The sequence below is a fragment of the Microcella flavibacter genome, from assembly GCF_012530535.1.
Lineage (GTDB): Bacteria > Actinomycetota > Actinomycetes > Actinomycetales > Microbacteriaceae > Microcella > Microcella flavibacter.
Genome location: NZ_CP051299.1, coordinates 1,211,164 through 1,235,124, shown reverse-complemented (window position 1 = coordinate 1,235,124; position 23,961 = coordinate 1,211,164). Strand labels below are relative to the sequence as shown.

At 73.6% G+C, this 23,961-nt stretch carries 26 protein-coding genes; 6 read left to right on the top strand and 20 right to left on the bottom strand.

The genetic code is table 11. From position 1 onward, the window contains the following. Positions 1–259: 259 nt before the first annotated feature. The 9 genes from era to hrcA are packed head-to-tail and all read right to left on the bottom strand — an operon-like array spanning position 260 to position 8,148. Positions 260–1,195: a GTPase Era gene (gene era, locus HGB54_RS05850; RefSeq protein WP_168915613.1), complete on the bottom strand. Its 936-nt coding sequence runs from the start codon at positions 1,193–1,195 to the stop codon at positions 260–262. After that, positions 1,192–2,508 carry a hemolysin family protein gene (locus HGB54_RS05845; protein ID WP_168915612.1) on the bottom strand — a complete coding sequence of 439 codons (1,317 nt, stop codon included), beginning with the start codon at positions 2,506–2,508 and terminating at the stop codon, positions 1,192–1,194. Before HGB54_RS05845 ends, era begins: the two co-directional genes overlap by 4 nt. Next, entirely contained in the window at positions 2,505–2,972 is a 468-nt protein-coding gene (gene ybeY / locus HGB54_RS05840) for an rRNA maturation RNase YbeY (RefSeq protein ID WP_168915611.1), read from the bottom strand. The genes HGB54_RS05845 and ybeY overlap by 4 nt, the downstream gene beginning before the upstream one ends. A gap of 3 nt (positions 2,973–2,975) precedes the next feature. Next, positions 2,976–4,064 carry a PhoH family protein gene (locus tag HGB54_RS05835; protein ID WP_168915610.1) on the bottom strand — a complete coding sequence of 363 codons (1,089 nt, stop codon included), beginning with the start codon at positions 4,062–4,064 and terminating at the stop codon, positions 2,976–2,978. A gap of 7 nt (positions 4,065–4,071) precedes the next feature. Beyond that, a complete protein-coding gene (locus HGB54_RS05830) occupies positions 4,072–4,428 on the bottom strand; it encodes a histidine triad nucleotide-binding protein (protein ID WP_168915609.1) in 357 nt (118 codons plus the stop codon). Between the two features lie 10 nt (positions 4,429–4,438). Then, complete coding sequence (locus HGB54_RS05825; protein WP_228545979.1) at positions 4,439–5,224, bottom strand: phosphotransferase; 786 nt, start codon at positions 5,222–5,224, stop codon at positions 4,439–4,441. A 4-nt stretch (positions 5,225–5,228) separates the two neighbouring features. Continuing rightward, positions 5,229–6,008 (bottom strand): 16S rRNA (uracil(1498)-N(3))-methyltransferase, encoded by a 780-nt coding sequence (locus HGB54_RS05820; RefSeq protein ID WP_168915608.1) that lies wholly within the window; start codon positions 6,006–6,008, stop codon positions 5,229–5,231. Between the two features lie 6 nt (positions 6,009–6,014). Continuing rightward, positions 6,015–7,124: a molecular chaperone DnaJ gene (gene dnaJ, locus HGB54_RS05815; protein WP_168915607.1), complete on the bottom strand. Its 1,110-nt coding sequence runs from the start codon at positions 7,122–7,124 to the stop codon at positions 6,015–6,017. 4 nt (positions 7,125–7,128) lie between these two features. Beyond that, on the bottom strand, positions 7,129–8,148 hold the full coding sequence (gene hrcA / locus HGB54_RS05810; RefSeq protein WP_168915606.1) for a heat-inducible transcriptional repressor HrcA: 1,020 nt from the start codon (positions 8,146–8,148) through the stop codon (positions 7,129–7,131). A gap of 214 nt (positions 8,149–8,362) precedes the next feature. Between hrcA and HGB54_RS05805 the strand changes: the two genes are divergently transcribed. Both HGB54_RS05805 and HGB54_RS05800 read left to right on the top strand, forming a co-directional pair. After that, positions 8,363–8,743 (top strand): DUF4870 domain-containing protein, encoded by a 381-nt coding sequence (locus HGB54_RS05805; protein ID WP_168915605.1) that lies wholly within the window; start codon positions 8,363–8,365, stop codon positions 8,741–8,743. Positions 8,744–8,822: 79 nt separating this feature from the next. Further along, positions 8,823–9,194, top strand: a complete 372-nt coding sequence (locus HGB54_RS05800; protein ID WP_228545978.1) for a DUF4870 domain-containing protein — start codon at positions 8,823–8,825, stop codon at positions 9,192–9,194. Between the two features lie 30 nt (positions 9,195–9,224). On the opposite strand, the gene hemW is transcribed toward HGB54_RS05800, so the two are convergent. Beyond that, positions 9,225–10,454 carry a radical SAM family heme chaperone HemW gene (gene hemW, locus HGB54_RS05795; RefSeq protein WP_168915604.1) on the bottom strand — a complete coding sequence of 410 codons (1,230 nt, stop codon included), beginning with the start codon at positions 10,452–10,454 and terminating at the stop codon, positions 9,225–9,227. Between the two features lie 193 nt (positions 10,455–10,647). Here hemW and HGB54_RS05790 point away from each other — a divergent pair, with 193 nt between their 5' ends. Both HGB54_RS05790 and HGB54_RS05785 read left to right on the top strand, forming a co-directional pair. Continuing rightward, a complete protein-coding gene (locus HGB54_RS05790) occupies positions 10,648–11,766 on the top strand; it encodes a flavin-containing monooxygenase (protein ID WP_168915603.1) in 1,119 nt (372 codons plus the stop codon). Next, positions 11,763–12,464 carry an HAD family hydrolase gene (locus HGB54_RS05785; protein WP_168915602.1) on the top strand — a complete coding sequence of 234 codons (702 nt, stop codon included), beginning with the start codon at positions 11,763–11,765 and terminating at the stop codon, positions 12,462–12,464. Before HGB54_RS05790 ends, HGB54_RS05785 begins: the two co-directional genes overlap by 4 nt. A 44-nt stretch (positions 12,465–12,508) precedes the next feature. Here HGB54_RS05785 and HGB54_RS05780 read toward each other — a convergent pair whose 3' ends face one another. Both HGB54_RS05780 and truB read right to left on the bottom strand, forming a co-directional pair. Next, complete coding sequence (locus HGB54_RS05780; RefSeq protein ID WP_168915601.1) at positions 12,509–12,877, bottom strand: hypothetical protein; 369 nt, start codon at positions 12,875–12,877, stop codon at positions 12,509–12,511. Positions 12,878–12,938: 61 nt separating this feature from the next. Continuing rightward, on the bottom strand, positions 12,939–13,817 hold the full coding sequence (gene truB / locus HGB54_RS05775; RefSeq protein WP_168916843.1) for a tRNA pseudouridine(55) synthase TruB: 879 nt from the start codon (positions 13,815–13,817) through the stop codon (positions 12,939–12,941). 52 nt (positions 13,818–13,869) lie between these two features. On the opposite strand from truB, the gene HGB54_RS05770 reads away from it, so the two are divergent. Further along, entirely contained in the window at positions 13,870–14,925 is a 1,056-nt protein-coding gene (locus tag HGB54_RS05770) for a ketopantoate reductase family protein (protein ID WP_228545977.1), read from the top strand. An 80-nt stretch (positions 14,926–15,005) separates the two neighbouring features. Here the strand turns inward: HGB54_RS05770 and HGB54_RS05765 are convergent, their stop codons facing one another. Genes HGB54_RS05765 through HGB54_RS05750 form a run of 4 tightly spaced genes read right to left on the bottom strand, consistent with a single transcriptional unit; the run spans position 15,006 to position 19,407 of the window. Then, positions 15,006–15,881, bottom strand: a complete 876-nt coding sequence (locus tag HGB54_RS05765; RefSeq protein ID WP_168915600.1) for an aldehyde dehydrogenase family protein — start codon at positions 15,879–15,881, stop codon at positions 15,006–15,008. Then, on the bottom strand, positions 15,878–17,389 hold the full coding sequence (locus tag HGB54_RS05760) for an aldehyde dehydrogenase family protein (RefSeq protein WP_168915599.1): 1,512 nt from the start codon (positions 17,387–17,389) through the stop codon (positions 15,878–15,880). Before HGB54_RS05760 ends, HGB54_RS05765 begins: the two co-directional genes overlap by 4 nt. A 3-nt stretch (positions 17,390–17,392) precedes the next feature. Next, positions 17,393–18,406 carry a deoxyribose-phosphate aldolase gene (deoC, locus tag HGB54_RS05755; RefSeq protein WP_168915598.1) on the bottom strand — a complete coding sequence of 338 codons (1,014 nt, stop codon included), beginning with the start codon at positions 18,404–18,406 and terminating at the stop codon, positions 17,393–17,395. Continuing rightward, positions 18,403–19,407, bottom strand: a complete 1,005-nt coding sequence (locus tag HGB54_RS05750; protein ID WP_228545976.1) for a sugar-binding transcriptional regulator — start codon at positions 19,405–19,407, stop codon at positions 18,403–18,405. The genes deoC and HGB54_RS05750 overlap by 4 nt, the downstream gene beginning before the upstream one ends. 186 nt (positions 19,408–19,593) lie before the next feature. Between HGB54_RS05750 and HGB54_RS05745 the strand changes: the two genes are divergently transcribed. Beyond that, complete coding sequence (locus tag HGB54_RS05745) at positions 19,594–20,526, top strand: ROK family protein (protein WP_323740686.1); 933 nt, start codon at positions 19,594–19,596, stop codon at positions 20,524–20,526. A gap of 76 nt (positions 20,527–20,602) precedes the next feature. Here HGB54_RS05745 and HGB54_RS05740 read toward each other — a convergent pair whose 3' ends face one another. Genes HGB54_RS05740 through HGB54_RS05725 form a run of 4 tightly spaced genes read right to left on the bottom strand, consistent with a single transcriptional unit; the run spans position 20,603 to position 23,958 of the window. After that, entirely contained in the window at positions 20,603–21,856 is a 1,254-nt protein-coding gene (locus HGB54_RS05740; RefSeq protein WP_168915596.1) for an MFS transporter, read from the bottom strand. A gap of 5 nt (positions 21,857–21,861) precedes the next feature. Further along, positions 21,862–22,821, bottom strand: coding sequence for a bifunctional riboflavin kinase/FAD synthetase (locus HGB54_RS05735; RefSeq protein WP_168915595.1), 960 nt, complete (start codon positions 22,819–22,821; stop codon positions 21,862–21,864). Then, positions 22,818–23,240 carry a hypothetical protein gene (locus HGB54_RS05730; RefSeq protein ID WP_168915594.1) on the bottom strand — a complete coding sequence of 141 codons (423 nt, stop codon included), beginning with the start codon at positions 23,238–23,240 and terminating at the stop codon, positions 22,818–22,820. The genes HGB54_RS05735 and HGB54_RS05730 overlap by 4 nt, the downstream gene beginning before the upstream one ends. A 16-nt stretch (positions 23,241–23,256) precedes the next feature. Beyond that, entirely contained in the window at positions 23,257–23,958 is a 702-nt protein-coding gene (locus tag HGB54_RS05725) for a DUF1990 family protein (RefSeq protein ID WP_168915593.1), read from the bottom strand. Positions 23,959–23,961 lie beyond the last annotated feature (3 nt).

The following is a 23,961-nucleotide window of genomic DNA, read 5'->3' as shown; positions in this document are numbered from 1 at the left end:
CGCTCCGCGCCCGGCGGACATCCGGCCGGGAGAGGAGTCGAGCCCGGCGACCGAAGGCGCATCGTCGTGCGGGCTCGGGCCGTGACACGCCGCACGGCAGGCGCGACCCGCCGCGTTCCACGACCGCGCGTCCGAACGAACGAACAGGCGGCGCCGGACGGGCGGCGCCGGGGCGACGCCGGACAGGCGACGCCGGGGCGGCGCAGCGCGAGCGACGTGCGCCCCGGGATGCGCGGCGCCGGCCGAGATCCGGCCGCGTCTAGAACCCGAGCCGCCCCAGCTGCTTCGGGTCGCGCTGCCACTCCTTGGCGACCTTGACGTGCAGCTTGAGGAAAACGCGGCGGCCGAGCAGCGCCTCGATCTCGGCGCGGGCGCGCGCGCCAACCTCGCCGAGTCGGGCACCGCGGTGGCCGATGATGATGCCCTTCTGGCTGTCGCGCTCGACCCAGACGTTGGCGAAGATCTGCAGCAGGCCGTCGTCGCGCTCGTCGATCTCGTCGACGGTGACGGCGAGCGAGTGCGGCAGCTCGTCGCTGACGCCCTCGAGCGCGGCCTCGCGGATGAGCTCGGAGATGCGGTCGTCCTCGGTCTCGTCGGTGCGGGCCTCGTCGCCGTAGAGCGGCGGCGAGAGCGGCATGAGCGTGAGCAGCTGAGAGGCCAGCAGCTCGACCTGGTCGCCGGTGACGGCGGAGAGCGGGATGATCTCGTCCCAGTCGCGCAGGCGCGAGACGGCGAGCAGCTGCTCGGCGACCCGCGTCGGGCCGGCGGTGTCGGTCTTCGTGACGATCGCGACCTTGCGCGTGCGCGGGAACGACTCGAGCTGCTCGTTGATGTACTTGTCGCCCGGGCCGATCGTCTCGGTGGCGGGCACGCAGAAACCGATGACGTCGACGTCGCCGAGCGTCGTCTGCACGACCGAGTTGAGGCGCTCCCCCAGCAGCGTGCGCGGGCGGTGCATGCCGGGAGTGTCGACGACGATGAGCTGGCCCTGCGGGCGGTGCACGATGCCGCGGATGGCGCGGCGGGTCGTCTGCGGCTTCGACGAGGTGATCGCGACCTTCTCGCCGACGAGGGCGTTGGTGAGCGTCGACTTGCCGACGTTGGGGCGGCCGACGAAGGTGACGAAGCCGGCGCGGTGCTCCGGCGCCGCGGGGTCGCCGAGGCCGCGATCGGGGGTTCCGGATGCTGCGCTCATGCCTGCTCCTCCACGAGGGTCGTGTCGTCCCCGGCGAACGCGCGCCGAGCATCCAGCAGCGCCTCGTCGGCCTCGACGAGCACGGTGACGACGCGCTTGCGCCGTCCCTCGGTGCGCTCGGCGGTGAGCTGCAGGCCGTCGACCGCGGTCGTCGAGCCGGCCACGGGAAGGCGCCCCAGGTGCTTGGTGAGCAGCCCGCCGACGGTGTCGACGTCGTCGTCGTCGAGCTCGATGCCGAAGAGGTCGCCGAGCTCGTCGACGGGCATGCGCGCGCTGACGCGGAAGAGGTTCTCGGCCAGCTGCTCGCTGGCCGCGGTCTCGCGGTCGTACTCGTCGCTGATCTCGCCGACGAGCTCCTCGATGAGGTCCTCCATCGTCACGAGGCCGGCGATGCCGCCGTACTCGTCGACGACGAGGGCGAGGTGGTTCGACTCGAGCTGCAGCTGCCGCAGCGCGTCGTCGGCCTTCTTCGACTCGGGCACGAACAGCGCGGGCTTCGCGACGCTCTCGACGAGCGTCGTGGCGCAGGCCTCGGGCGTCTCGAACGCCATGCGCGAGGCGTCGCGCAGGTAGACGACGCCGAGAACGTCGTCGGTGTCGTCGCCGATGACGGGGATGCGCGAGACGCCGCGGGCGAGGAAGAGGCCCATCGCGTCGGAGACGGTCGCGTCGCGCTCGAGGGTGACCATGTCGGTGCGGGGCAGCATGACCTCGCGCACGATCGTGTCGTTGAACTCGAAGATCGAGTGGATGAGCTCGCGGTCCTCCTTCTCGAGCACCTCGAGATCGGTGGCCTCGTCGACCATGCTCAGCAGCTGCTCCTCGCTCGAGAAGGTGGCGCTGCGCGGACGGCCGGGGGTCACCCGGTTGCCGATGGCGACGAGCGCGTCGGCGAGCGGGCCGATGGCGAGGCGCACGCCGCGGATGAGCCCGCCGGTGAGCCGCAGGAGGGGCCGCGGATGCGTGCGGCCGACGCTGCGCGGGCTCGACCCGACGAGGATGAAGGAGACGGCGATCATGATGAGCGCGCTGACGACGAGCGCCCACCACCACTCGTCGATGAGGCGCGCGAAGGCGAGCGTCACGAGCACGGCCGCGATCGTCTCGGCGACGATGCGCAGGAAGTTGACGGCGTTCACGTGCGCGCCGACCTCGTTCGAGACCGCGAGCAGCGTGCGCGGGTTCTTCTTCTGCGCCGCGAGGTCGACCATGTCGGTGCGGCTGACCGAGCCGAGGGCGGCGTCGATGGCCGCCATGAGCCCGCCGAAGGCGACGAGCAGTGCGGCGACGATGAAGAAGACGGCGGTGATCATCGCGCTCGGCGGCGCTCGGCGAGGGTGAAGCCGACGAGCACGTCGCGCTGGATGCCGAACATCTCCTTCTCCTCCTCCGGCTCCGCGTGGTCGAAGCCGAGCAGGTGCAGCAGACCGTGGGTGGTGAGCAGCAGCAGCTCGTCCTGCGTCGAGTGCCCGGCGGTCTCGGCCTGGCCGATCGCCACCTGGGGGCACAGCACGATGTCGCCGAGCAGGCCCGGCGGGGTGGGCTCCTCGTCGCTGCCGGGGCGCAGCTCGTCCATGGGGAAGCTCAGCACGTCGGTGGGGCCGGGCTCGTCCATCCACTGCAGGTGCAGCTGCTCCATCGCGCCCTCGTCGACGAGCACGATCGCCAGCTCGGCGTCCTGGTGCACGTTGAGGTACTCGAAGGCGTGGAACGCGAGGCGCTGCAGGGCGGCCTCGTCGACCGGGATGCCCGACTCGTTGTTGATCTCGACGGCCATGGTCTACCAGCCTCTCGGTCGGGGGTCGCGGCGCTGGGGCTGGCGGTCGCGGCTCGCCCCGGCACGGCGCGCGGCGCGGTTCTCGCCCTCGCCCGAGCCGCCGGCGTCGCGCGCGTGCTGCTGCGCCTGCTTCTCGGCGTCGTACTTCGTGTAGGCGTCGACGATGCGGCTGACGAGCGAGTGCCGCACGACGTCGTCGCTCGTGAGGCGCGCGAAGTGGATCTCGTCCATCCGGTCGAGCACGCGGGTGACGAGCTGCAGCCCGCTCGCGCCCACCGGCAGGTCGACCTGCGTGATGTCGCCGGTGACGACCATCTTCGAGCCGAAGCCGAGCCGGGTGAGGAACATCTTCATCTGCTCGGGCGTGGTGTTCTGCGCCTCGTCGAGCACGATGAAGGAGTTGTTGAGCGTGCGCCCGCGCATGTAGGCGAGCGGTGCGACCTCGACGACGCCCGTGGTGAGGAGCTTCGGCACGAGCTCGGGATCCATCATCTCGTTGAGCGCGTCGTAGAGCGGCCGCAGGTACGGGTCGATCTTGTCGCTGAGCGTGCCGGGCAGGAACCCGAGCCGCTCGCCCGCCTCGACGGCCGGGCGCGTGAGGATGATGCGGTCGACCTCCTTGCGCTGCAGCGCCTGCACGGCCTTCGCCATCGCGAGGTAGGTCTTGCCGGTGCCCGCCGGGCCGATGCCGAAGACGATCGTGTTGAGGTCGATGGCGTCGACGTACGACTTCTGACCGAGCGTCTTCGGGCGGATGCTCTTGCCGCGGCTCGTGAGGATCGACTGGCTCAGCACCTCCGCCGGGCTGCCGGCGCCCTCGGCGATGATCCTCGCCGAGCTGGTCACCTCGGTGGGCCCGAGGTCGTGTCCGTTGCGAACCATGGTGATGAGCTCCTCGACCAGCGTGGTGGCCGCTTGTACCTGCGAGGGCTCGCCCTCGAGGGTGATGAGGTTGCCGCGCACGTGCACGGCGAGGTCGGGGTGCTGCTGCTCGAGCGTGCGCAGCAGGCGATCCTGCGGGCCGAGCAGCTGCACCATGGCGACGCCGTCGACCTCGAGCTCGGCGCGGGAGCCGGGCGGGGCGGGGGTCATGGCATCGTCACCCGGCAAGCGAACCCTCGTGCACTCCCCCCGCGAGCACGTGCGCGTGCACGTGGAACACGGTCTGGCCGGCGCTCTCGCCGGTGTTGAAGACGAGGCGGAACTGCCCGTCGGCGTGCGCCTCGGCGAGGCTGCGCGCGGTGGCGACGAGCTCGGCGAGCAGGGCCGGGTCGCCCGCGGCGAGCTCGACGACGTCGCGGTACTGCTCGGTCTTGGGCACGACGAGCAGGTGCACGGGGGCCTGCGGCGCGATGTCGCGGAAGGCGATCAGCCGCTCGGTCTCGTGCACGATCTCGGCCGGGATCTCGCGCGCGACGATGCGGCTGAAGATGCTCGGCGACGGGTCGGTGCTCATGCTCACGAGTCTAGAGCGAGCCGCCGACGGTGCTCCCGCCGCCTCCTGCCGGTTCGCTGTCAGCGTTCCAGCGCTCGCGCCACCGCGCGATGAGCCGCTCGTCGCGCTCGATGCCGTAGGCGTCGAAGAACTCGTCCTCCCACCCGGGCCCGAAGTTCCAGCCGAGCGACATCGAGGCGATCGCGAGATCCGACCAGCGGTCGGCCACCCCGAGCGCCCCGAGATCGACGTGGGCGAGGAACGCGCCCTCGGCGTCGATCAGCGTGTTCGGCGCGCAGGCGTCGCCGTGGGCGACCACGGGATGCTCGACCGCGGGCTCCCCGTCGAGCCGGGGCCCGGCGAACGGGCACTCGGCCGCGGGCAGCGCCTCGTGCAGGCGGCGGAGCCCGGTGCCGATCGCGCGCACCGCCGTGCGGGGCTCGGCGCGCCAGCGGTCGCTCACCGCGGAGTCTCCGGGCAGGCCCGCGGTGAGCATCCATTCGGCGACGCCGCCCGCGCCGTCGGCGGTCTCGCCCGCATCGAGCACCCGGGGCACCGCGTGGTACCGCCCGGCCCAGTCGAGGCGGGCGCGCTCGTCGGCGAGGGCGACCTCGCGGCCGGGCGGGCTCCACTTGAGGAACAGCGAGGCCCGGGCGCGATGCGGATCGAGGCGCACGACGAGACCGCCGAGCCCGTTGCGCCAGACGGGGACGAGCCGCGCCTCGGGCGCGAGGCGGGCGGCGAGGGCGCGCAGGGTCGGCGGCACGGGCGCGTCGGGGCGCAGCAGCTGCGCCGCGAGATCGACCCGGTCGGTCACCGCGCTACCAGCGCCCGAGCGCCGCGGAGAGCACGGCGATCGCGGCGGGGCCGGCCGTCGAGGTGCGCAGAACGGTGGCGCCGAGCCGCACACGACGGGCGCCCGCGGCCTCGAGCGCGGCGAGCTCTTCGGGAGCGATGCCGCCCTCGGGGCCGACGACGAGCAGGATCTCGGTGACGTCGTCGGCGCCCTCGCCGATGAGCGCCGAGCGGTCGAGCGCGGCGAGCGCGGCATCGCCGAGCGGGTCGAGCACGAGCGCGAGAGTCGAGGCGCCCGGCTCGCCGGGCTCGCCGAGCCGGCGCGCGAGCGCGGCCGTGCCGACCACCGGGGCGACCGGCGGCACATGAGCGCGCACGGCCTGCTTGCTCGCCTCGCGCACGATCGTCTGCCAGCGCGCGCGGCCCTTCTCGGCCTTCGCGCCCTCCCAGCGGGAGACGCTGCGCGCCGCCTGCCAGGGCTGCACGCCGTCGACGCCGAGCTCGGTCGCGGCCTGCACGGCGAGCTCGTCGCGATCGCCCTTGGCGAGCGCCTGCACGAGCACGAGCCGGGGGCTCGGCACGGGCTCGCGCACGATCGACTCGGCGCGCAGCAGCACCTCGGCGGGATCCGACCGCACGACCTCGCCCTCGACGACGAGACCGGCACCGTCACCGAGCGCCACGCGCTCGCCCGTGCGGAGTCGGGCCACCGTCACGGCGTGCCGGGCATCCTGCCCCCGCAGCGCCACCGTCTCGCCGACCGTCGCCGGCGCGATGAGCGACTCGTCGAGGTAGAAGTGCGCCACGCGGGCCTAGAGGTTGAGGAAGCGGTCGCGCAGCTTCGAGAACAGGCCCTGCTGGAAGGTCGAGAACTGCGGGGCGACCGGGCGGCGGCTGTTCGCGAAGTCCTGCACGAGCTTGGTCTCCTTCGAGTTCAGCCGCACCGGGGTCACCACCTGCACGCCGATCTTCAGGTCGCCGCGCCCGCTGCCGCGCAGGCGCGTGATGCCGCGCTCCTTGACGGTGAGGATCTCGGCGCTCTGCGTGCCCGGCTTGATCTCGACGCTGACGTCGCCGTCGAGCGAGGCGAGCGTCGCCGTCGTGCCGAGGATGGCGTCGGTCATCTGCACCTCGAGCGTCGCGAGCAGGTCGTCGCCCGAGCGGCTGAAGGTGTCGTGCGTCTTGACCTTGATCTCGAGGAACAGGTCGCCGTTCGGGCCGCCGGCGGGGCCGACCTCGCCCTGCCCGGGCATCTGGATGCGCAGGCCCGTGTCGACCCCCGCGGGGATCTCGACCGGGATGGCGCGCCGAGCGCGCACCCGACCCTGGCCCGCGCAGGTGGGGCAGGGGCTCGGGATGACCGTGCCGTAGCCGCGGCAGGTGCCGCAGGGGCTCGAGGTCATGACGTTGCCGAGCAGGCTGCGCACGGTGCGCTGGATCTGGCCGGAGCCGCGGCAGATGTCGCAGGTGGCCGGCTCGGTGCCGGGCGAGCAGCACGAGCCGTTGCAGGTCTCGCACAGCACCGCGGTGTCGACCTCGAGCTGGCGGGTCGTGCCGAAGACGGTCTCCTCGAGCTCGACCTCGACGCGCAGCAGGGCGTCCTGCCCGCGCTCGCGGCGCGACCGCGGGCCGCGCTGCGACTGCCCGGCGCCGAAGAAGGTCTCGAAGATGTCGCCGAAGCCGCCGAAGTTGCCGCCGCCCGCGCCGCCGAAGCCGCCCGAGCCGCCGAGGTCGTACTGCTGGCGCTGCTGCGGGTCGCTCAGCACGTCGTAGGCGTGCGTCACGAGCTTGAACCGCTCCGCCGCGTCGCCCGAGGGGTTCACGTCGGGGTGCAGCTCGCGCGCGAGCCGGCGGTACGCCTTCTTGATGTCGTCCGCACTCGCATCGCGGGCGATGCCGAGAACGTCGTAATGGTCTGCCACGTGCCTAATCCTCACCGAGCAGCCGTGAGACGTAGCGCGCGACGGCGCGAACGGCTGCCATGTTGTTCGAGTAATCCATCCGGGTGGGGCCCAGCACCCCGAGTTTGGCCGATCGGTCTGCACCGACTCTGTACGCGCTCGTGACGACCGCGGTCTCGCGCAGCACCTCGTCGTTCTCGCGCCCGATGCGGGCGGAGACGCCGAACTGGTCGAGCTCCATCTCGCGGAACAGCTTCAGCAGGGTGACCTGCTCCTCGATCGCCTCGAGCACGGGGTAGACGCTGCCCGCGAAGTCGCCCTCGGTGCGCACGAGGTTCGCCGCCCCCGCGATGACGAGGCGGTCGCTGCGATGCGCATCCACGTGCCCGACGAGCGAATCGGCGATGACGGCGACGGAGGCGCGGCGCTCGGCGGCGAACTGGGCCGGGAGGGCGGCGGCGACCTCGGTGACCTGGGCGAGCTCGGTGCCGTCGAGCGCGGCGTTGATCTTCGCGCGCAGCTCGCCGATGAAGACCTCGTCGGTCTCGGCGGGCAGCTCGATGATGCGCTGGTCGACGCGGCCGCCGTCGGTGATGAACACCGTCATGACGCGCGTGGCCGACATCGGGATGAGCTCGACGTGGCGCACGCGGGCATTGCCGAGCGTCGGGTACTGCACGAGAGCGACCTGATTGGTGAGGTGGCTGAGCAGGCGCACGGTGCGGCCGAAGACGTCGTCGAGGTCGACCGACTGATCGAGGAAGGCCTCGATCGCGCCGCGCTGCGCGCTCGTGAGCGGACGGAGATCCTGCAGCTGGTCGACGAAGAGGCGGTACCCCTTGTCGGTGGGGATGCGGCCCGAGGAGGTGTGCGGTGCCGCGATGAGCTCCTCCTCCTCCAGCTGGGCCATGTCGTTGCGGATCGTGGCCGCGCTCACGCCGAAGCTGTGGCGCTCGACGATCGCCTTGGAGCCGACGGGCTCGCGCGAGGAGACGTAGTCCTGCACGATCGCCCGGAGCACGTGCATGGCACGCTCGGAGACCATCACCCACCCCCTCTGACTGGCACTCGTGAAGTCTGACTGCCAATTCTACCGCGGTCGGCGGGGCCCCGATCGTTGCCCGCGCGGTGCGGCGGCGCTAGTTTGTGCATGTGCGGGTGCCCTCGGGCGTCCGGCGCCGCTCGCGCGGGGCCCCGCATGCGATCGCCCCACCCCCGGGGACCACCCTCCGAACCGCCGCGTCGAAAGGCACCGATCCATGACCACCACGCCCCCGCCCGCATCCGCCGCCGCACCGCTCAGCGAGGCGGAGGACCGCCAGTGGGCGTCCTTCGCCCACCTCGGCGGCATCCTCGGCATCCTGCCCTCGCTCATCATCTACCTCGTCTTCAAGGACCGCGGCTCGTTCACGCGGGCCGAGGCGAAGGAGGCGCTGAACTTCCAGATCACGCTGCTGGGCATCCAGATCGTCGCCTACATCATCGGCACGATCCTGCTCGTGGTCGTCATCGGCTTCCTCTTCTACCTGGTCGCCTGGGCCGCGTACATCGCGGGCCTGATCCTCTCGATCGTCGCCTTCCTCAAGGCGAAGGACGGCCACGCCTACCGCTACCCGTTCGCGCTGCGCCTCATCAAGTAGCGCGCCGCACCGGCAGAGGGGCCCGACCGTCCGCGGTCGGGCCCTTCGTCGTCGGCGACCCGCCCGCCATACTGGTCGCATGACCGATCAGCCCCCCGCGAACCCGTACTCGAGCAGCCCCGTCACGATGCGGCCCGAGGACGAGAAGCTCTGGTCGATCCTCACCCACGTCGGCGGCATCGTCGTCTTCCTCATCGTGCCGCTCGTCGCCTACCTGGTGCTGCGCGAGCGCGGCCCCTTCGTGCGGCACCACACGGGTCAGGCGCTCAACTTCCAGCTCACGATGCTCATCGTCTACGTGGTCGGCTTCATCACGAGCTGGATCGGCGTCGGGTTCCTGCTGATCCTCGCGGCGGGCATCCTCAGCCTCGTCTTCGGCATCATCGCCGCCATCGCCGCCTCCCGCGGCGAGTTCTACCGCTACCCGCTCGCCATCCCCTTCACCCGCTAGCGCGATCGACCGGGGCCCGTCCGCCGCCGGTCAGTCGTCGGGCAGCAGCCGCCGCACCACGGCGTCGGCGAGCAGACGGCCCCGGCGCGTCAGCACGACGCGGCCGCGGAAGGCCGCGACGGCGTCGACGAGCTCGTCGGCGATGAGGCCGGCGACCCGCGTGCGCCCGGCCGGGCTCAGCGAGTCGAGCGGCAGCCCCTCGGCCAGGCGCGTCTCGAGCATCACGCGCTCGACCCGACGGGTCTCGGCATCGAGCTCCTCGCGCCCCGCGGCGGGCGACGAGCCCGCGGCGAGCCGCTGCGCGTAGGCGGCGGGGTGCTTGACGTTCCAGAACCGCGTGCCGCCGATGTGGCTGTGCGCGCCGGGCCCGACGCCCCACCAGTCCTGACCCGTCCAGTAGGCGCGGTTGTGCCGCGAGCGCTGCGCCGGCGTGCGGGCGAAGTTGCTCACCTCGTACCAGTCGTAGCCGGCCTCGGCCATGCGCGCGTCGAGCATCTCGTAGAACGTCGCGTGCAGGTCGTCGTCGACGGGCGGCACCTGGCCGTGCGCGATCTGCCGGGCGAGCTTCGTGCCGGGCTCGACGATGAGGGCGTAGGCGCTGAGATGATCGGGATGCTCGGCGAGGGCCGCGTCGAGGCTGCGGCTCCAGTCCTCCGCCGACTCCCCCGGCGTGCCGTAGATGAGGTCGAGGCTCACGCCGAGACCCGCGGAGCGCGCCTCGGCCACCCGCCGCGCCACGTTCGCCGGGTCGTGCGTGCGCTCGAGCACGGCGAGCACGTGCGGCACCGCCGACTGCATGCCGAGGCTCAGGCGGGTGAAGCCCGCGGCCGCGAGCTGCTCGAGCCCGGCCGCATCGATCGAGTCGGGGTTCGCCTCGGTCGAGATCTCGGCGCCCGGGGCGAGACCGAAGCGCTGCTCGACGGCGTCGAGCATGCGCACGAGGTCGCTCGGCGGCAGCAGCGTCGGGGTGCCGCCGCCGAAGAACACCGTGCTGACCGGCCGCGGGGGCAGGCCGCCGCGCTCGAGCACGGAGAGCGCGAGGTCGAGCTCGGCGATGGCCTGGTCGGCGAAGTCCGACCGCGAGACGCCCCGCACCTCCTCCGCGGTGTAGGTGTTGAAGTCGCAGTACCCGCAGCGCACGCGGCAGAAGGGCACGTGCAGGTAGATGCCGAGGTCGCGCGACCCCGCGCCCTCCGCCGCGCTCGGCGGGAGCATCCCGTCGTCGGGGGCCGGATCGGCGAGGGGCAGGGCGCTGGGCACGCTCCATCCTCCCACCGCGCACGGTGCGCTCCGGCGGCCCCCGTCGACAACTCAGGAGACGCGGGCTCGTGGAGTGCCGCGCACCCACGATCGGCGACGAACGGGAGCGGCACTCCTGAGTTGTCGACACCGGGGCGCGCGGCGCGGCGGCGGCGTCCAGCGGATGCGCTACCGCAGCGGCGAAGATGGGCGCATGAGCGACGAGAGCCCCCACCCCGCCCTGCCCGAGAGCGTGGAGGTGCTCGTCGTCGGTGGCGGGCAGGCGGGGCTCGGCATGGGGTTCCGGCTGCGCGAGGCGGGGATCCCCGTCGTGATCGTCGACGATCGCGCGCGCGTCGGCGACGTCTGGCGCGACCGCTGGCGCAGCCTCGTGCTCTTCACGCCGCGCCGGTTCGCCGCGCTGCCGGGCCGCGCGCTGCCCGCGTCGACGGCCTACTACCCGAGCAAGGACGAGGTCGCCGACTACCTCGAGCAGTACGCGGTCGCGCACGAGCTGCCGGTCGTCACCGGGGCGCGCGTGAGCGCCGTGCGCCGCGAGGGCAACGGCTTCGTCGCCGAGACCTCCCGCGGCGCGGTGCGCGCCCGGGCGGTCGTCATCGCGACCGGCCCGTTCCAGTACCCGCGGGTGCCGCGCGTCGGGGCGAAGCTCGACGACGCGATCGCCCAGTTGCACTCGAGCGCCTACCGCGCGCCCGAGGACCTGCCCCTCGGCCGCACCGCCGTCGTCGGCGGCGGCAACTCGGCCGCGCAGCTCGCCGTCGAGCTCGCCGCCACGCGCGAGGTCACGATGGTCGCCCCCGCGCCGCCGTGGTTCATCCCCGAGCGCATCCTCGGCATCTCGGTCTACTGGCCGCTCAAGCTCCTCGGCATCCTCGGCTCGCCCGCCGAGAGCCGCATCAGCCATTACATCCACTCCCGCGGCGACGGCATCCTCGGCACGGAGGCGAAGCGGGCGGCGCGCGCCGGCCGTCTCGCCCTGCGCACCAGCAGGGTGGTGGATGCCCGGCCCACGGCGCTCGTCCTCGCCGACGGCACCGAGCTCGAGGTCGACGCCGTGCTCTGGGCGACGGGGTTCCGCACGCACTACCCCTTCGTGCACATCGACGGGGCGCTCACCGAGCACGGCGCGCCGATCCAGCAGGAGGGCGTCTCGCCCGTGCCCGGGCTCTACTGGATCGGCCTGCCCTGGCAGAGCCGGCTCGACTCCTCGATCCTGCACGGCATCGCCGCCGACTCCCGCGACCTGCTCGCCGCGCTGCGCGCGCACCTCGGTCGGGCGGCGCGCACCGCCTCTGCCAGGCTGGACGGGTGACCCCGCCGCTCCCCGCCCCGACCCCCACCACCATCCTCTGGGACGTCGACGGCACGCTGCTGTTCAACGCCGCCGCCGGCGGCGGCGCGCTCTACCACCTCGCCGTCGAGGAGGCGGTCGGCCGCGAGCTGAGCCCGCCGCTCCCCCGCGCGCACGGCAAGACCGACGGGCAGATCCTGTTCGAGATCCTCGACGCCTTCGACTACCCGGCCGAGCGGCAGCCCGAGGCGCTCGCCCGGCTCGACGCGCTCTCGGTCGCCCGGCACGAGGCCGGCGAGCGGCGCGTCATCGCCCCGGGCGTGCCCGAGGCCCTCGCCGCGATGGCCGAGCGCGGCTTCATGAACGCGCTGCTCACGGGCAACTCGGCGACGCGCACGCGCGTGAAGCTCGAGGGCGCGGGGCTCGACCCCGCGCTCTTCGACTGGAGCCGGTCGTACTTCGGCGGCAGCGCCCGGGTGCGCAGCGAGATCACGCTCGCGGCCCGCGCGGGCATCCCCGGCGAGCGGCTCGTCATCATCGGCGACACCCCGCGCGACGACGAGGCGGCGCGGGCGGCGGGCATGCCCTTCATCGCCGTCGCGACCGGCGTGTACACGGTCGAGGAACTGCGCGAGACGACCGCCGTCGTCGTAGTCGCCGACCTCGCGCATGGCCTGCCCGCGGTGCTGGACGCGCTCGACGAGCTCGACGCGGCCTGAGCTACGCCGCGCGCGACGGCACGGCATCCCGCCCCGTCGCCGGCTCAGGCGACCTGCGCGAACCAGATCTCGCCCATGCGGTAGACCATGACGGCGACGGCGAGGGCAACGACGCCGAGGATGACCGTCGCCCAGCGCGAGCGGTCGACGAGCCCCCAGACGATCGCGGCGGGCGGCAGCAGCAGCGCCGAGACGAGGTAGATCCAGTACTCGAGCAGGTCGCCGGTCGGCTCGTTGCCGACCACGGGCGCGACGATCGAGATGACCACCTGCGCGAGCAGCAGCAGCGTCAGCAGCGCGCTGAGCCCGTTCGTGAGGTCGCTCGGTGGCCGGCCGATGCCGCCGGCGACGAGGCAGACGACGCCGATGACGACGGCGACGGCGACCTGGGCGGTCGTGAACCACTCGATCACCGCGTGCTCCTGCCTGTCGTCCGCGCCCCGATAAGGCGATGGGATGCCCGCCCGCGGTCGCTCACGCGGGGAACCCCACCAGCGTACGGCCGACCCCGCGCCGCACGCTGACGAGCGCGACGAGGCGGCCGTCCTCGGCCACGGCCGCCACGGGCTCGGCGTCCTCCCGCCCGGCGAGGTCGAGCTTCTTGCCGTGACCGAGGTCGACGGCCTGCTGCGCATCGAGCCGCAGCACCGGGAACAGCTGCTCGGCCACCGCCGCCGCGGCGAGCAGGGCGGAGGGGCCCTGCTCGGCGAGCCGATCGAGGTCGATGGCGCTCGCGACCGCGAACGGTCCGACCTGGGTGCGGCGCAGCGCCGTGAGGTGGCCGCCGACGCCGAGCGCGGCGCCGAGGTCGCGCGCGAGGGCGCGGATGTAGGTGCCGGAGGAGCAGTCGATGCGGGCATCCACCTCGATCGCCCCGCCGGTGCGGCGCACGGCCAGCACGTCGAAGGCCGCGATTCTGACCGCTCGGGCGGCGAGCGCGACCTCCTCGCCGGCGCGCACCCGGTCGTAGGCGCGCCGGCCGTCGACCTTGATCGCGCTCACGGCGCTCGGGCGCTGCTCGATGGCGCCCGTGAGCCGCGCGACCTCCTGCGCGAGGCGCGCGTCCGTGACCGCCTCGAGCGCGTCGGCCGGCGCCGGGGTGCCGATCGGCTCGCCCTCGGCGTCGTCGCTGGTCGTCGCGCGGCCGAGCAGCATCGTCGTCTCGTACTGCTTGTCGAGGCCGACGAGGTAGGTCAGCAGGCGGGTCGAGGGGCCGACGCCGAGCGTCAGCAGGCCCGTGGCCATGGGGTCGAGCGTGCCGGCGTGGCCGACCTTGCGCGTGCCGAGCGCGCGGCGGGCGCGGGCGACGACGTCATGGCTGGTGTGCCCGGCGGGCTTGTCGATGAGGAGCATTCCGCTGGTCACGCCTCCACGGTAGCGCGACGCCGCCGCGTAGGATTCCGGGGTGCGAGACGGGGCGCGGGACGGGGTCGAGGGCGAGCGACGAGGCAGCCTGCGGATCGGCGTGCTCGGCGCCGGCGCCGTCGGCGGAGCCCTCGCCGCGCTGCTCGACCGCGCGGGGCACGCGGTGCTCGTCACGGCGCGGGGCGAGCACGGCGATGCCCTGCGCGCGCACGGGCTGCGGCTCACCGGCGGGTGGGGCGCGTCCGAGCATCCCCTCGCCGTCGTCGAGCGGATGCCCGCCGACCTCGACCTCCTCGTGCTCGCCACGAAGGCGCACGACTCGGCCGCCGCACTGACCGCCGCGACGGCGTGCGACGGCGTTCCGGTGCTCGTCGTGCAGAACGGGCTCGGCGGCGCCGACGCGGTACGGCACGCTCTGCCGCGCTCCCCCGTCGCCCTCGGCCTCGCCCTCTTCGCCGCGAGCCTCATCGAGCCCGGGCGCATCGACGTCACCGGTCCCGCCGGCCTCACGCTCGGCGGTGACGACGCGGCCCTCGCCGTCGCGCTGCCGCTGCTGCGCGGCGCCGTGCCCGCCGAGGTGACCACCGCCGCCGACGTGCGCGGCGCGCAGTGGACGAAGCTGCTCGTGAACCAGGTCAACGCCCTGCCCGCCATCACCGGGCTCAGCGTGCAGCAGGTCGTCGCCCACGATGCGCTGCGCCGCCTGCTCACCGCGAGCATGCGCGAGACCGCCGCGGTGGGACGGGCGCTCGGCGTCGACTGGGCGACGATCGGCCCCGTGGGCCCGCGATCGGTGGATGCCCTCCTCACGCCACCCGACGCCCTGGGCGACCCCGTCCAAGGCGATGCCGTACCCCTGGCTCTCGTCGCCGGCATGGGCGAGGTGCCCAATCCCGCGTCGACGTTGCAGAGCATCCGGCGCGGGCGCACGACCGAGATCGACGCGCTCAACGGCGCGGTCGTCGCCGCCGGGGCCGGAGCGGGCGTGCCCGCGCCGATCAACGCGGCCCTGGTGTCGCTCGTGCACGAGGTCGAGCGCACGGGCGTCTTCCTGACGCCCGAGGCCGTGCTGCGGGCGGTCGACGCGGTCGCCTGACGCCCGCGAGCCGCAGGGGACGGAGGACGGGCCGGTCCCCCACCACGAGGACCGGCCCGGGAACGGGGAGGCGTGCGGCGCTAGGCCATCGCCTTCGTGTGCCAGACCGTCTTCGTCTCGACGAAGGCGGTGACGCGCTCGAGCGAGGGCGCCGGGGCACCGACCACGGGCGGCAGCACCCGCGTCAGCGTCTCGGCCGCCGCGATCTGCAGGTCGATCCACGCCGCGCCGTCGCCGATCGAGCCCGCACCGGCGAGGTCGAGGGCGTTGACGTCGGCGTGCGAGGCCAGCCACGGCGCGATCTCGGCCGGCGATCCGGTGAGGATGTTGATGACCCCGCCGGGCACGTCGCTCGTCGCGAGCACCTCGCTGAGCGAGATCGCCGAGAGCGGCGAGGCCTCGTTGGCGACGACGACGACGCTGTTGCCGCTGAGCACGATCGGCGCGACGACGGCCGCGAGGCCGAGCAGCGAGACGCCCGTGCGCTCCTGCGGCGCGATCGCCGCCACGACGCCCATGGCGTCGGGCACCGAGATGTTGAAGTACGGGCCCGAGACGGGGTTGCCGTTGCCGGCGACCTGGGCGTACTTGTCGGCCCAGCCGGCGTACCAGACCCAGAGGTCGATCGCGGCGTCGACCTGCGCGCCGGCTTGAGCGGCGGTGACGCCCTCCGACTCGACGATCTCGGCGACGAACTGGGCGCGACGGCCCTCCAGCAGCTCGGCGATGCGGTAGAGCACCTGGCCGCGGTTGTAGGCCGTGGCCGATGCCCACTTCGGCTGCGCGGCCCGCGCGGCGACGACCGCGTCGCGGGCATCCTTGCGCGAGGCCATCGCGGCGTTCGCGAGGAAGGCGCCCTTCGGCGTCGTCACCGCGTAGGTGCGGCCGCTCTCGCTGCGCGGGAACGCGCCGCCGATGTAGAGCTTGTAGGTCTTGGGCACGGTGAGGCGGCTCACTTCGCCACCGCCTTCCTGGCCTTGCGGCCCGATCGAGTGGATGCTGCAGCCGACTCGGGCGCGGCGTCCCAGCCGCTCGCCTCGAGGTACGCGGCGAGCCCGTGGCGGCCGCCCTCGCGGCCGTAGCCCGACTCCTTGTACCCGCCGAACGGCGAGGCCGGGTCGAACTTGTTGAAGGTGTTGGCCCAGACGACGCCCGCACGCAGCTGGTCGGCGAGGGCGAGCATGCGCGAGGCCTTCTCCGTCCAGATGCCGGCCGAGAGGCCGTACGGGGTGTTGTTGGCCTTCGCGACGGCCTCGGCCGGGGTGCGGAAGGTCAGCACCGAGAGCACGGGGCCGAAGATCTCGTCGCGCGCGATGCGGTGCGAGGTCGACACGTTGGTGAAGATGGTCGGCGCGAACCAGAACCCGTTCTCGGGGATCTCGCACGCGGGGCTCCAGCGCTCGGCGCCCTCCTGCTCGCCGATCTCGCTCAGCGCGCGGATGCGCCCGAGCTGCTCGGCGGAGTTGATGGCGCCGATGTCGGTGTTCTTGTCGAGCGGGTCGCCGAGGCGCAGGGTCGAGAGGCGCTGCTTGAGCCGGTCGACGACCTCGTCGTGCACGTTCTCCTGCACGAGCAGGCGCGAGCCGGCGCAGCACACGTGGCCCTGGTTGAAGAAGATGCCCGAGACGATGCCCTCGATCGCCTGATCCATCGCGGCGTCGTCGAAGACGATGTTCGCGCCCTTGCCGCCGAGCTCGAGGGTGAGCTTCTTGCCCGTGCCGGCCGTCGAGCGGGCGATCTCGCGCCCGACCGGGGTCGAGCCGGTGAAGGCGACCTTGTTCACGTCGTCGTGGGTGACGAGCGCGCGGCCCGTCTCCCCCGCGCCGGTGATGATGTTCACGACGCCCGCGGGCAGCTCGGCCTGCTGGCAGATCTCGGCGAAGAGCAGCGCCGTGAGCGGCGTCGTCTCGGCGGGCTTCAGCACGACGGTGTTGCCGGCGGCGAGGGCCGGGGCGATCTTCCACGCGAGCATGAGCAGCGGGAAGTTCCAGGGGATCACCTGGGCGGCGACGCCGAGCGCGCGGGGGTTCGCGCCGAGGCCGGCGTACTCGAGCTTGTCGGCCCAGCCGGCGTAGTAGAAGAACCAGGCGGCGACGAGCGGGATGTCGACGTCGCGGGTCTCCTTGATCGGCTTGCCGTTGTCGAGGCTCTCGGCGACGGCGAGCTCGCGCGAGCGCTCCTGGATGAGGCGGGCGATGCGGAAGAGGTACTTGCCGCGGTCGGAGCCGCTCATGCGCGACCAGGTGCGGTCGTAGGCGCGGCGGGCGGCGGCGACCGCGCGGTCGACGTCGGCCTCGTTCGCGCCGGCGATCTCGGCGATGCGCTTCTCGGTGGAGGGGCTGATGCTGAGGAAGGACTCGCCGCGGCCGTCGACGAACTCGCCGTCGATGAAGAGGCCGTAGCTGTCGCGCAGGTTCAGGATGCTCGTCGACTCGGGAGCCGGGGCGTATTCGAGGAAGCTCATGGTCTAGTCCACCGTCACGTAGTCGGGGCCGCTGTAGTGGCCGGTCGTCATCTTCTGGCGCTGCAGCAGCACGTCGTTCACGAGGCTCGAGGCCCCGAAGCGCCACAGCTGCGGCGTGAGCCACTGCTCGCCCACCGTCTCGGCGACCGTCACGAGGTAGCGCACGGCGTCCTTCGAGGTGCGGATGCCGCCCGCGGGCTTCATGCCGATCCGCTCGCCGGTGAGGCGGTGCCAGTCGCGGATGACCTCGAGCATGAGCAGGGTGACGGGCAGCGTCGCCGCCGGGCTCACCTTGCCGGTCGAGGTCTTGATGAAGTCGGCGCCCGCGAGGATCGAGAGCCAGGATGCCCGGCGCACGGTGTCGTAGGTCTGCAGCTCGCCGGTCTCGAGGATCACCTTGAGGTGGGCGTAGCTGCCGTCGGCGCGGCGGCAGGCCTCCTTCACGGCGACGATCTGGTCGAAGACGAGGCCGTAGCGGCCGGAGAGGAAGGCGCCGCGGTCGATGACCATGTCGATCTCGTCGGCGCCGGCGCGCACGGCGTCGGCCGTGTCGGCGAGCTTGATGTCGAGGCTCGCGCGGCCCGAGGGGAAGGCGGTGGCGACCGCGGCCACCTGGATGCCCGTGTCGCCGCCCGCGGCGTGGTGGCCGCCGAGCGCCTCGACGGCGTAGCCGACCATGTCGCCGTAGACGCACACGGCGGCCACCTGCGGCGCGCTGAGGTCGCTCGGGTCGGGCGTGATCGCCTTGGCGACGAGCGAGCGCACCTTGCCGGGGGTGTCGGCGCCCTCGAGCGTCGTCAGGTCGCAGGTGCGGATGATGGTGTCGAGGGCCCAGGCCTTCGAGGTCGTCTTGATCGAGCGCGTCGCGAGCGAGGCCGCGCGGGCCTCGAGCCCGATCGCGTCGACGCCGCTGAGGCCCTCGAGGTGCAGGCGCAGGGCCTTCTCGGTGAGGTCCCCTCCGAGCAGGCGCACCGCGCGGTCGGCGGGCGCGAGCGCCACGGGGTGGTCGATGGTCATGAGGCGTCTCCTCCAGAGGGGACTTCGTGGTGGTCGGATGCGGTCTCCGCGCCCTCGTCGAGCAGGGCGCGGGCGGTGTGCTCGTCGGTGACGAGCACCGAGCAGAGGGCGTGGGCGACGATGGCGCGGGCGACGGGGTGCTTGGCCTCGCCGCCGATGACGAGGATGCTCGTGGCGGCGCCGCGCAGCTCCTCCAGCGAGAGGCCGAGGGTACGGGCATCCAGCTCGGGATCGGCGATGGTGCCCTCGGCCGTGATGTACCGGCCGATGACGTCGCCGACGGCGCCGCGCGCGACGAGCTCGTCGATGTCGGAGGCCGTGAGGTAGCCGCTGTCGACGTGCACCGAGGTGGTGTCGGCGACGCCCGCGCTGTAGAGGTACGCGGCGGCGCCGCGGGCCATCTGCACGACGCCGCCGACGGTGCGGTCGCCCTCGATGGCCTTCTTCGTCTCGAGCCGCTCGAGGATGGCGGGGCTCGGCAGCAGGGTCGCCTGGCCGCTGGCCTTCTGCGCGATCATGACGGCGGTGCTGGCGGCCGTGCCGGGGCGCTTGGAGAGGCTGACGCCGCCGTTGATCTGCACGACGTTGACCCCGGTCGACCAGCCGACGGGCAGCGCCTCGGCGACCTGGTGCAGGGTGCGGCCCCAGCTGACGCCGAGCAGGCGCGGCACGGGGCGCACGCTCACGAGGTAGTCGGCGGCGGCTTCGGCGACGCGGGCCTGCAGTTCCGCCTCCTCGAGCGGGGCGGGCACGACGATGGCGTCCTTGAGGCCGTAGCGCGCGGTGAGCTCGCGCTCGAGGGCGAGGCGCCGGGCGCGGGGGTGCACGATCTCGATGCGGATGATGCCGCGCTCGCGCGCCTGGGCGAGCAGGCGGCCGACCTTCCAGCGGGTGACCCGCAGGATGGCGCCGATCTCGTCCTGCGTCTTGTTCTCCTCGTAGTACAGCTCTGCCGCACGCACGGCGAGCAGCTCGGTGGCGGAGTCGCTGTCGATCGACACGATGGGTCTCTTCCCTCGGTGCAGGGGGCGGGATGCTCGTCCCAGGCTATTCCCGCGCACCGAGCCCCGCCAACATATGTTGCACCCCTGCTCAGATGAGCACGAGGCGGGATGGCGCCCCGTTCGCGCGTCGGTACGCTGGAGCCGCGCCGGCCCGTCCGCGGGCGTCCACCCGAGAGGATTCCCGTGACCGAGTACGCCCTCGCCGTCGACCTCGGCGGCACCAAGGTCGAGTCGGCGCTCGTCGACGAGCACGGCGCCGTGCTCGCGTCGAGCCGCCACCGCCGCCCCACCGGCAGCGCTGCCAGCTCGGAGCAGCTCGCCGCCGCCGTCACCGGGGCCGTCACCGACGCCCTCGCCGCGCTGCCCGGCGAAGCGCACCTCGCGGGCGCGGGCATCGGCTCGGCCGGCCCCATCGCCGGCACCACGGGCGACGTCTCGCCCCTCAACCTGCCGGCCTGGCGCGACTACCCGCTCGGCGCCCTCGTCGCCGACCTGCTCCCCCGCGGCCTGCCCGTCACCCTGCGCATGGACGGCATCTGCATCACCCTCGCCGAGATCTGGACGGGCGCGGCCCGCGGCGAGGAGAACGTCATGGGCATGATCGTCTCCACCGGCGTCGGCGGCGGGCTCGTGCTCGGCGGGCACGTCGTCACCGGCCGCTCGGGCAACGCCGGGCACATCGGGCACGTGCAGGTCGCCGGCTTCGTCGACCTCTGCGCCTGCGGCGCGCGCGGCTGCCTCGAGGCCGTCGCCTCCGGCCCCCGCTCGGTCGCCTGGGCGCGCACGCAGGGCTTCACCGGCGCGACGGGCGAGGAGCTGGCCGCCGCGGCGCGCGCGGGCGACGCGGCCGCCCGTGCGGCCGTCGAGCGCTCCGCCGCCGCCGTCGGCCGTGCCATCGCCTCGGCCTCCGCGCTCGTCGACCTCGACGTCGTCGCCATCGGCGGCGGGTTCTCGCACGTCGCCGACGACTACATCGACCACGTGCAGGCGACCGTCGCCGACCACAGCGACTTCGGCTTCGTGACGAGCACCCGCGTCGTCGCCTCGGCGCTCAGCGGCGAGGGCCCGCTCGTGGGGGCCGCGGCGCTCGTGCACCGGCGCGATCTCGTCGCCTGAGCATCCCGAGCCGCATCGCCGACCGCACCGCGCACCGCAGCGCCGCCCGCGCCGCCCCCGCCGCGACGGTCCGGCGTCAGCCGGCGCGGCGGGCGAGCTCGGCGTCGACCGTCTCGCCCGAGCGCAGGAACGGGATCGACGTGAGCGAGAGCAGCGCCACCGAGGCGAGCGCGATGAGCGCGGGCGCCCAGGAGCCGGTCAGCGTGTTGACGACGCCGAGCGCGAGCGGGATCGCCGCGGCGAGGCTGTAGCCGACGGCCTGCACGAATCCGCTGACGGTGGTCGCCGTCGCGGGGCTCGCGCTGCGCTGCGAGATGAGCGCCAGGCAGACCGGGAACAGCACCTGCCCGGCCCCCATGAGCGCGACCCAGAGCAGCGGCGCCGCGGTCGGCAGCAGCAGCATGCCGAGGAACCCGGAGGCGCCGCAGGCCGCTCCCATGACGATGAGCGGCGTGGGGCGTCGCAGCCGGCCCGTCAGCACGGGGGCGACGAGGCTCAGCGGCAGGCCGACGATCGCGAAGACCGCGAGCGCGGCGCCCGCCGCGGCCTCCGAGAGCCCCGCGACGTCCTGCAGCACGAGCGGCAGGATCGCGAAGACCGAGTAGGCCGTCATGCTCGACGCGGTGAAGGCGATCGTGACGCCCCAGGCCACGCGGGATCGCAGCAGGTCGCGGAACCGCCCGGTGTCGGGCTCGGGGATGGCGGCGGCGAGGTCGATCTCGCTCGTCGGCGGATCGCTCGGCGCGGGCGGGCGGGGCGGGCGCAGCGCGAGCAGCAGCCACGGCACCGCCGCGAGCACGGCGACGACCGCCCAGAGCCCGAGCGCGAGGCGCCAGTCGGTCGCATCGGCGATCGGCACGCCGACGGCGGGCGGCAGCGCCGTCGAGATCGACATGAGGGTCGCGTAGGCCGCGGTGACGATGCCGAGCGAGAGCGGCGCGTAGCGCTTCACCGCGGGCGGCAGCAGGATGTTGCCGAAGCCGGCGCCCATGAGCACGATCGCCGTGCCGAGCATGAGCACGAGGTAGTCGGGGGCCGCCGAACGGACCAGGTGCCCGACCACCATGGCGAGCACCGCGAGCAGCAGCGACCGCTCGAGCCCCCACCGCCGCGCGGCGAGCGGGGCGATGATGCCGCTGAGCGCGAATGCCACGGGCGGCACCACCCCCAGCAGGCCGATCGCGGTCGGATCGAGCGGGATGTCGGCGTCGATGCGGCCGGCGAGCGGCGAGATCGCGGCCACCGCCGAGCGCACGTTGAGCGCGATGAGGAGGATGCCCGCGAGCCCCAGCAGGCGCAGCGAGCGGGGCGAGAGGTCGCCGGCGGGCATGCGGATCAGGCCGCGTCGGGCAGCGGCAGGCCGAGCACGGAGCGGATCTCGAGCTCGTCGCGCCCCATCTGCTCGGCGAGCGCATCGGCGCTCGGGAACTTCTGCATACCGCGGATGTAGGCGACGAACTCGAGCTCGACCGTGCGGCCGTACAGGTCGACGACGACGTCGATCGCGTGCGCCTCGACCGTCTTGTCGGGCACGTCGCCGAAGGTCGGGTTGTTGCCGACCGAGACGGCCGCGCCGTAGCGCTCGCCGTCGACCGCGAGCCAGCAGGCGTAGACCCCGTCGGCCGGGATGAGACCCTCGGCCTCGTGCGCGAGGTTCGCCGTGGGGTAGCCCATCTCGCGACCGCGCTGGTACCCGGGCACGACGAGCGACCGGATGCGCGGGGCGCGGCCGAGCGCGGCCGTCGCCTCCTCGAGGCGCCCCGCCACGATCGCCTCGCGGATGCTCGTCGACGAGACGCGCCGCCCGTCGACCTCGCACACGTCGTCGACGAGGCCCACGGCGAAGCCGTGCCGATCGCCGAGGCCCCGCAGCGTCTCGACCGTGCCGGCGCCCCGCGCCCCGAAGCGGAAGTCGCTGCCGACGAGCACCTCGACGCTGCCGAGCGCGTCGACGAGCACCTGCTGCACGAACTGCTCGGGCGCGAGGGAGGCGAGATCGCTCGTGAAGGGCAGCACGACGACGAGCTCGACGCCCGCCTCGACGAGCGCCTCGGTCTTCTGGGCGACGCTGAGCAGCGGGGTCGGAGCGCGATCCGGCGCGAGCACCTCGGCCGGGTGGCGGTCGAAGGTGACGACGACGCTGCGGGCGCCGGCGTGCGCGGCGGCGCGCTCGCGCAGGGTCTCGATGACGGCGCGGTGGCCGCGGTGCACCCCGTCGAACTTGCCGATGGTCACGACGGAGGGACGGGCATCCAGCGGCAGGCCGGTGAGGCCGTGCACGACGAGCCCGGTCATGCGACGACCTGCGCATCGAGCGAGCGGCGCACGCGGCGGAGCCACAGCAGACCCAGCACGGGCAGCACGAGCGGGATGAAGAGGTAGCCCTGCCCGAAGCGCGACCAGACGGTGTCGTCGGGGAACAGCACGGGGTCGATGAGGCTCAGGGCGCCGACGACGAGCACGCCGAGCAGCTCGAAGCCGATCGCGACGACGGCCGTCCGGTAGGCGCCGCGGCCCCGGCGCACGAGCGCGACCGTCGCGACGATGTAGACGACGGCGGCGACCGCCGAGAGCGCGTAGGCGACGGGCGCCTCATCGAGCTTCGTCGCGATCTGGTACGCCGAACGGCCCGTTGCCGCGAGGGCGAGGATGGCGTAGACGACGACGAGCACGCGGCCGATGCCGGTGGTCGTCGGGCGGGGTTCCTCGGTCATCGCACCTCAGACTAGGTCAGTCATCCTGGGCGTCGCGCGGCGCCTCGACGGCGGCGTCGGAGTCGGCGCCGATCGGGCCCGCGAGCGCGCGCAGGTAGCGGCGCGACCAGGCCTCCTGGAACAGCCGCAGGGCGGGGGCGACGAGGCGCCAGCCCGCGTGGGCGGGCCGCGAGAACGAGCGGATGCTGAGCCAGACCGAGCCGTCCTCGGTGCGCTCCACCACGAACAGCTCCTCCCCCGATTCGGGATGCCCCGGCAGGGTGCCGTACGCGAAGCCGCGTCGATCGGGCTCGTCGACGATCAGCACGACCCGCGCGGGGGCCGACACCCGCAGCACGCCGAGCACCGGCACGTGGAGCACGATCGTCTCGCCCGGGAAGGTCAGCTGCACGCCCTCGGCCGTGTACTGCGGCTCCGACCCCAGCTCGGCGGCGTGGATCGGCTGCCCCTCATCGTCGAACTGCACGGGCTGATAGCCCGACTCGGCGAAACCGTCGGCCGCGGGGATGCGCTCGACGCGCATCCCCGCGTTGTGCTGCACGCCCCAGGTGAGCACCTGGTCGCAGGCGTAGCGCCAGCGCGCCTCGCCGTGGCCGATGCGGGCGCGGTACTCGGCGGGGCGGTGGCCCTTCGGCGGGTACTGCATGAGGTCGACGGCCTGCGTGCCCCCGACGGAGCCGTAGGTGACGCTGCGCTGCGCCACGGGGGTGCGGGCCATGAC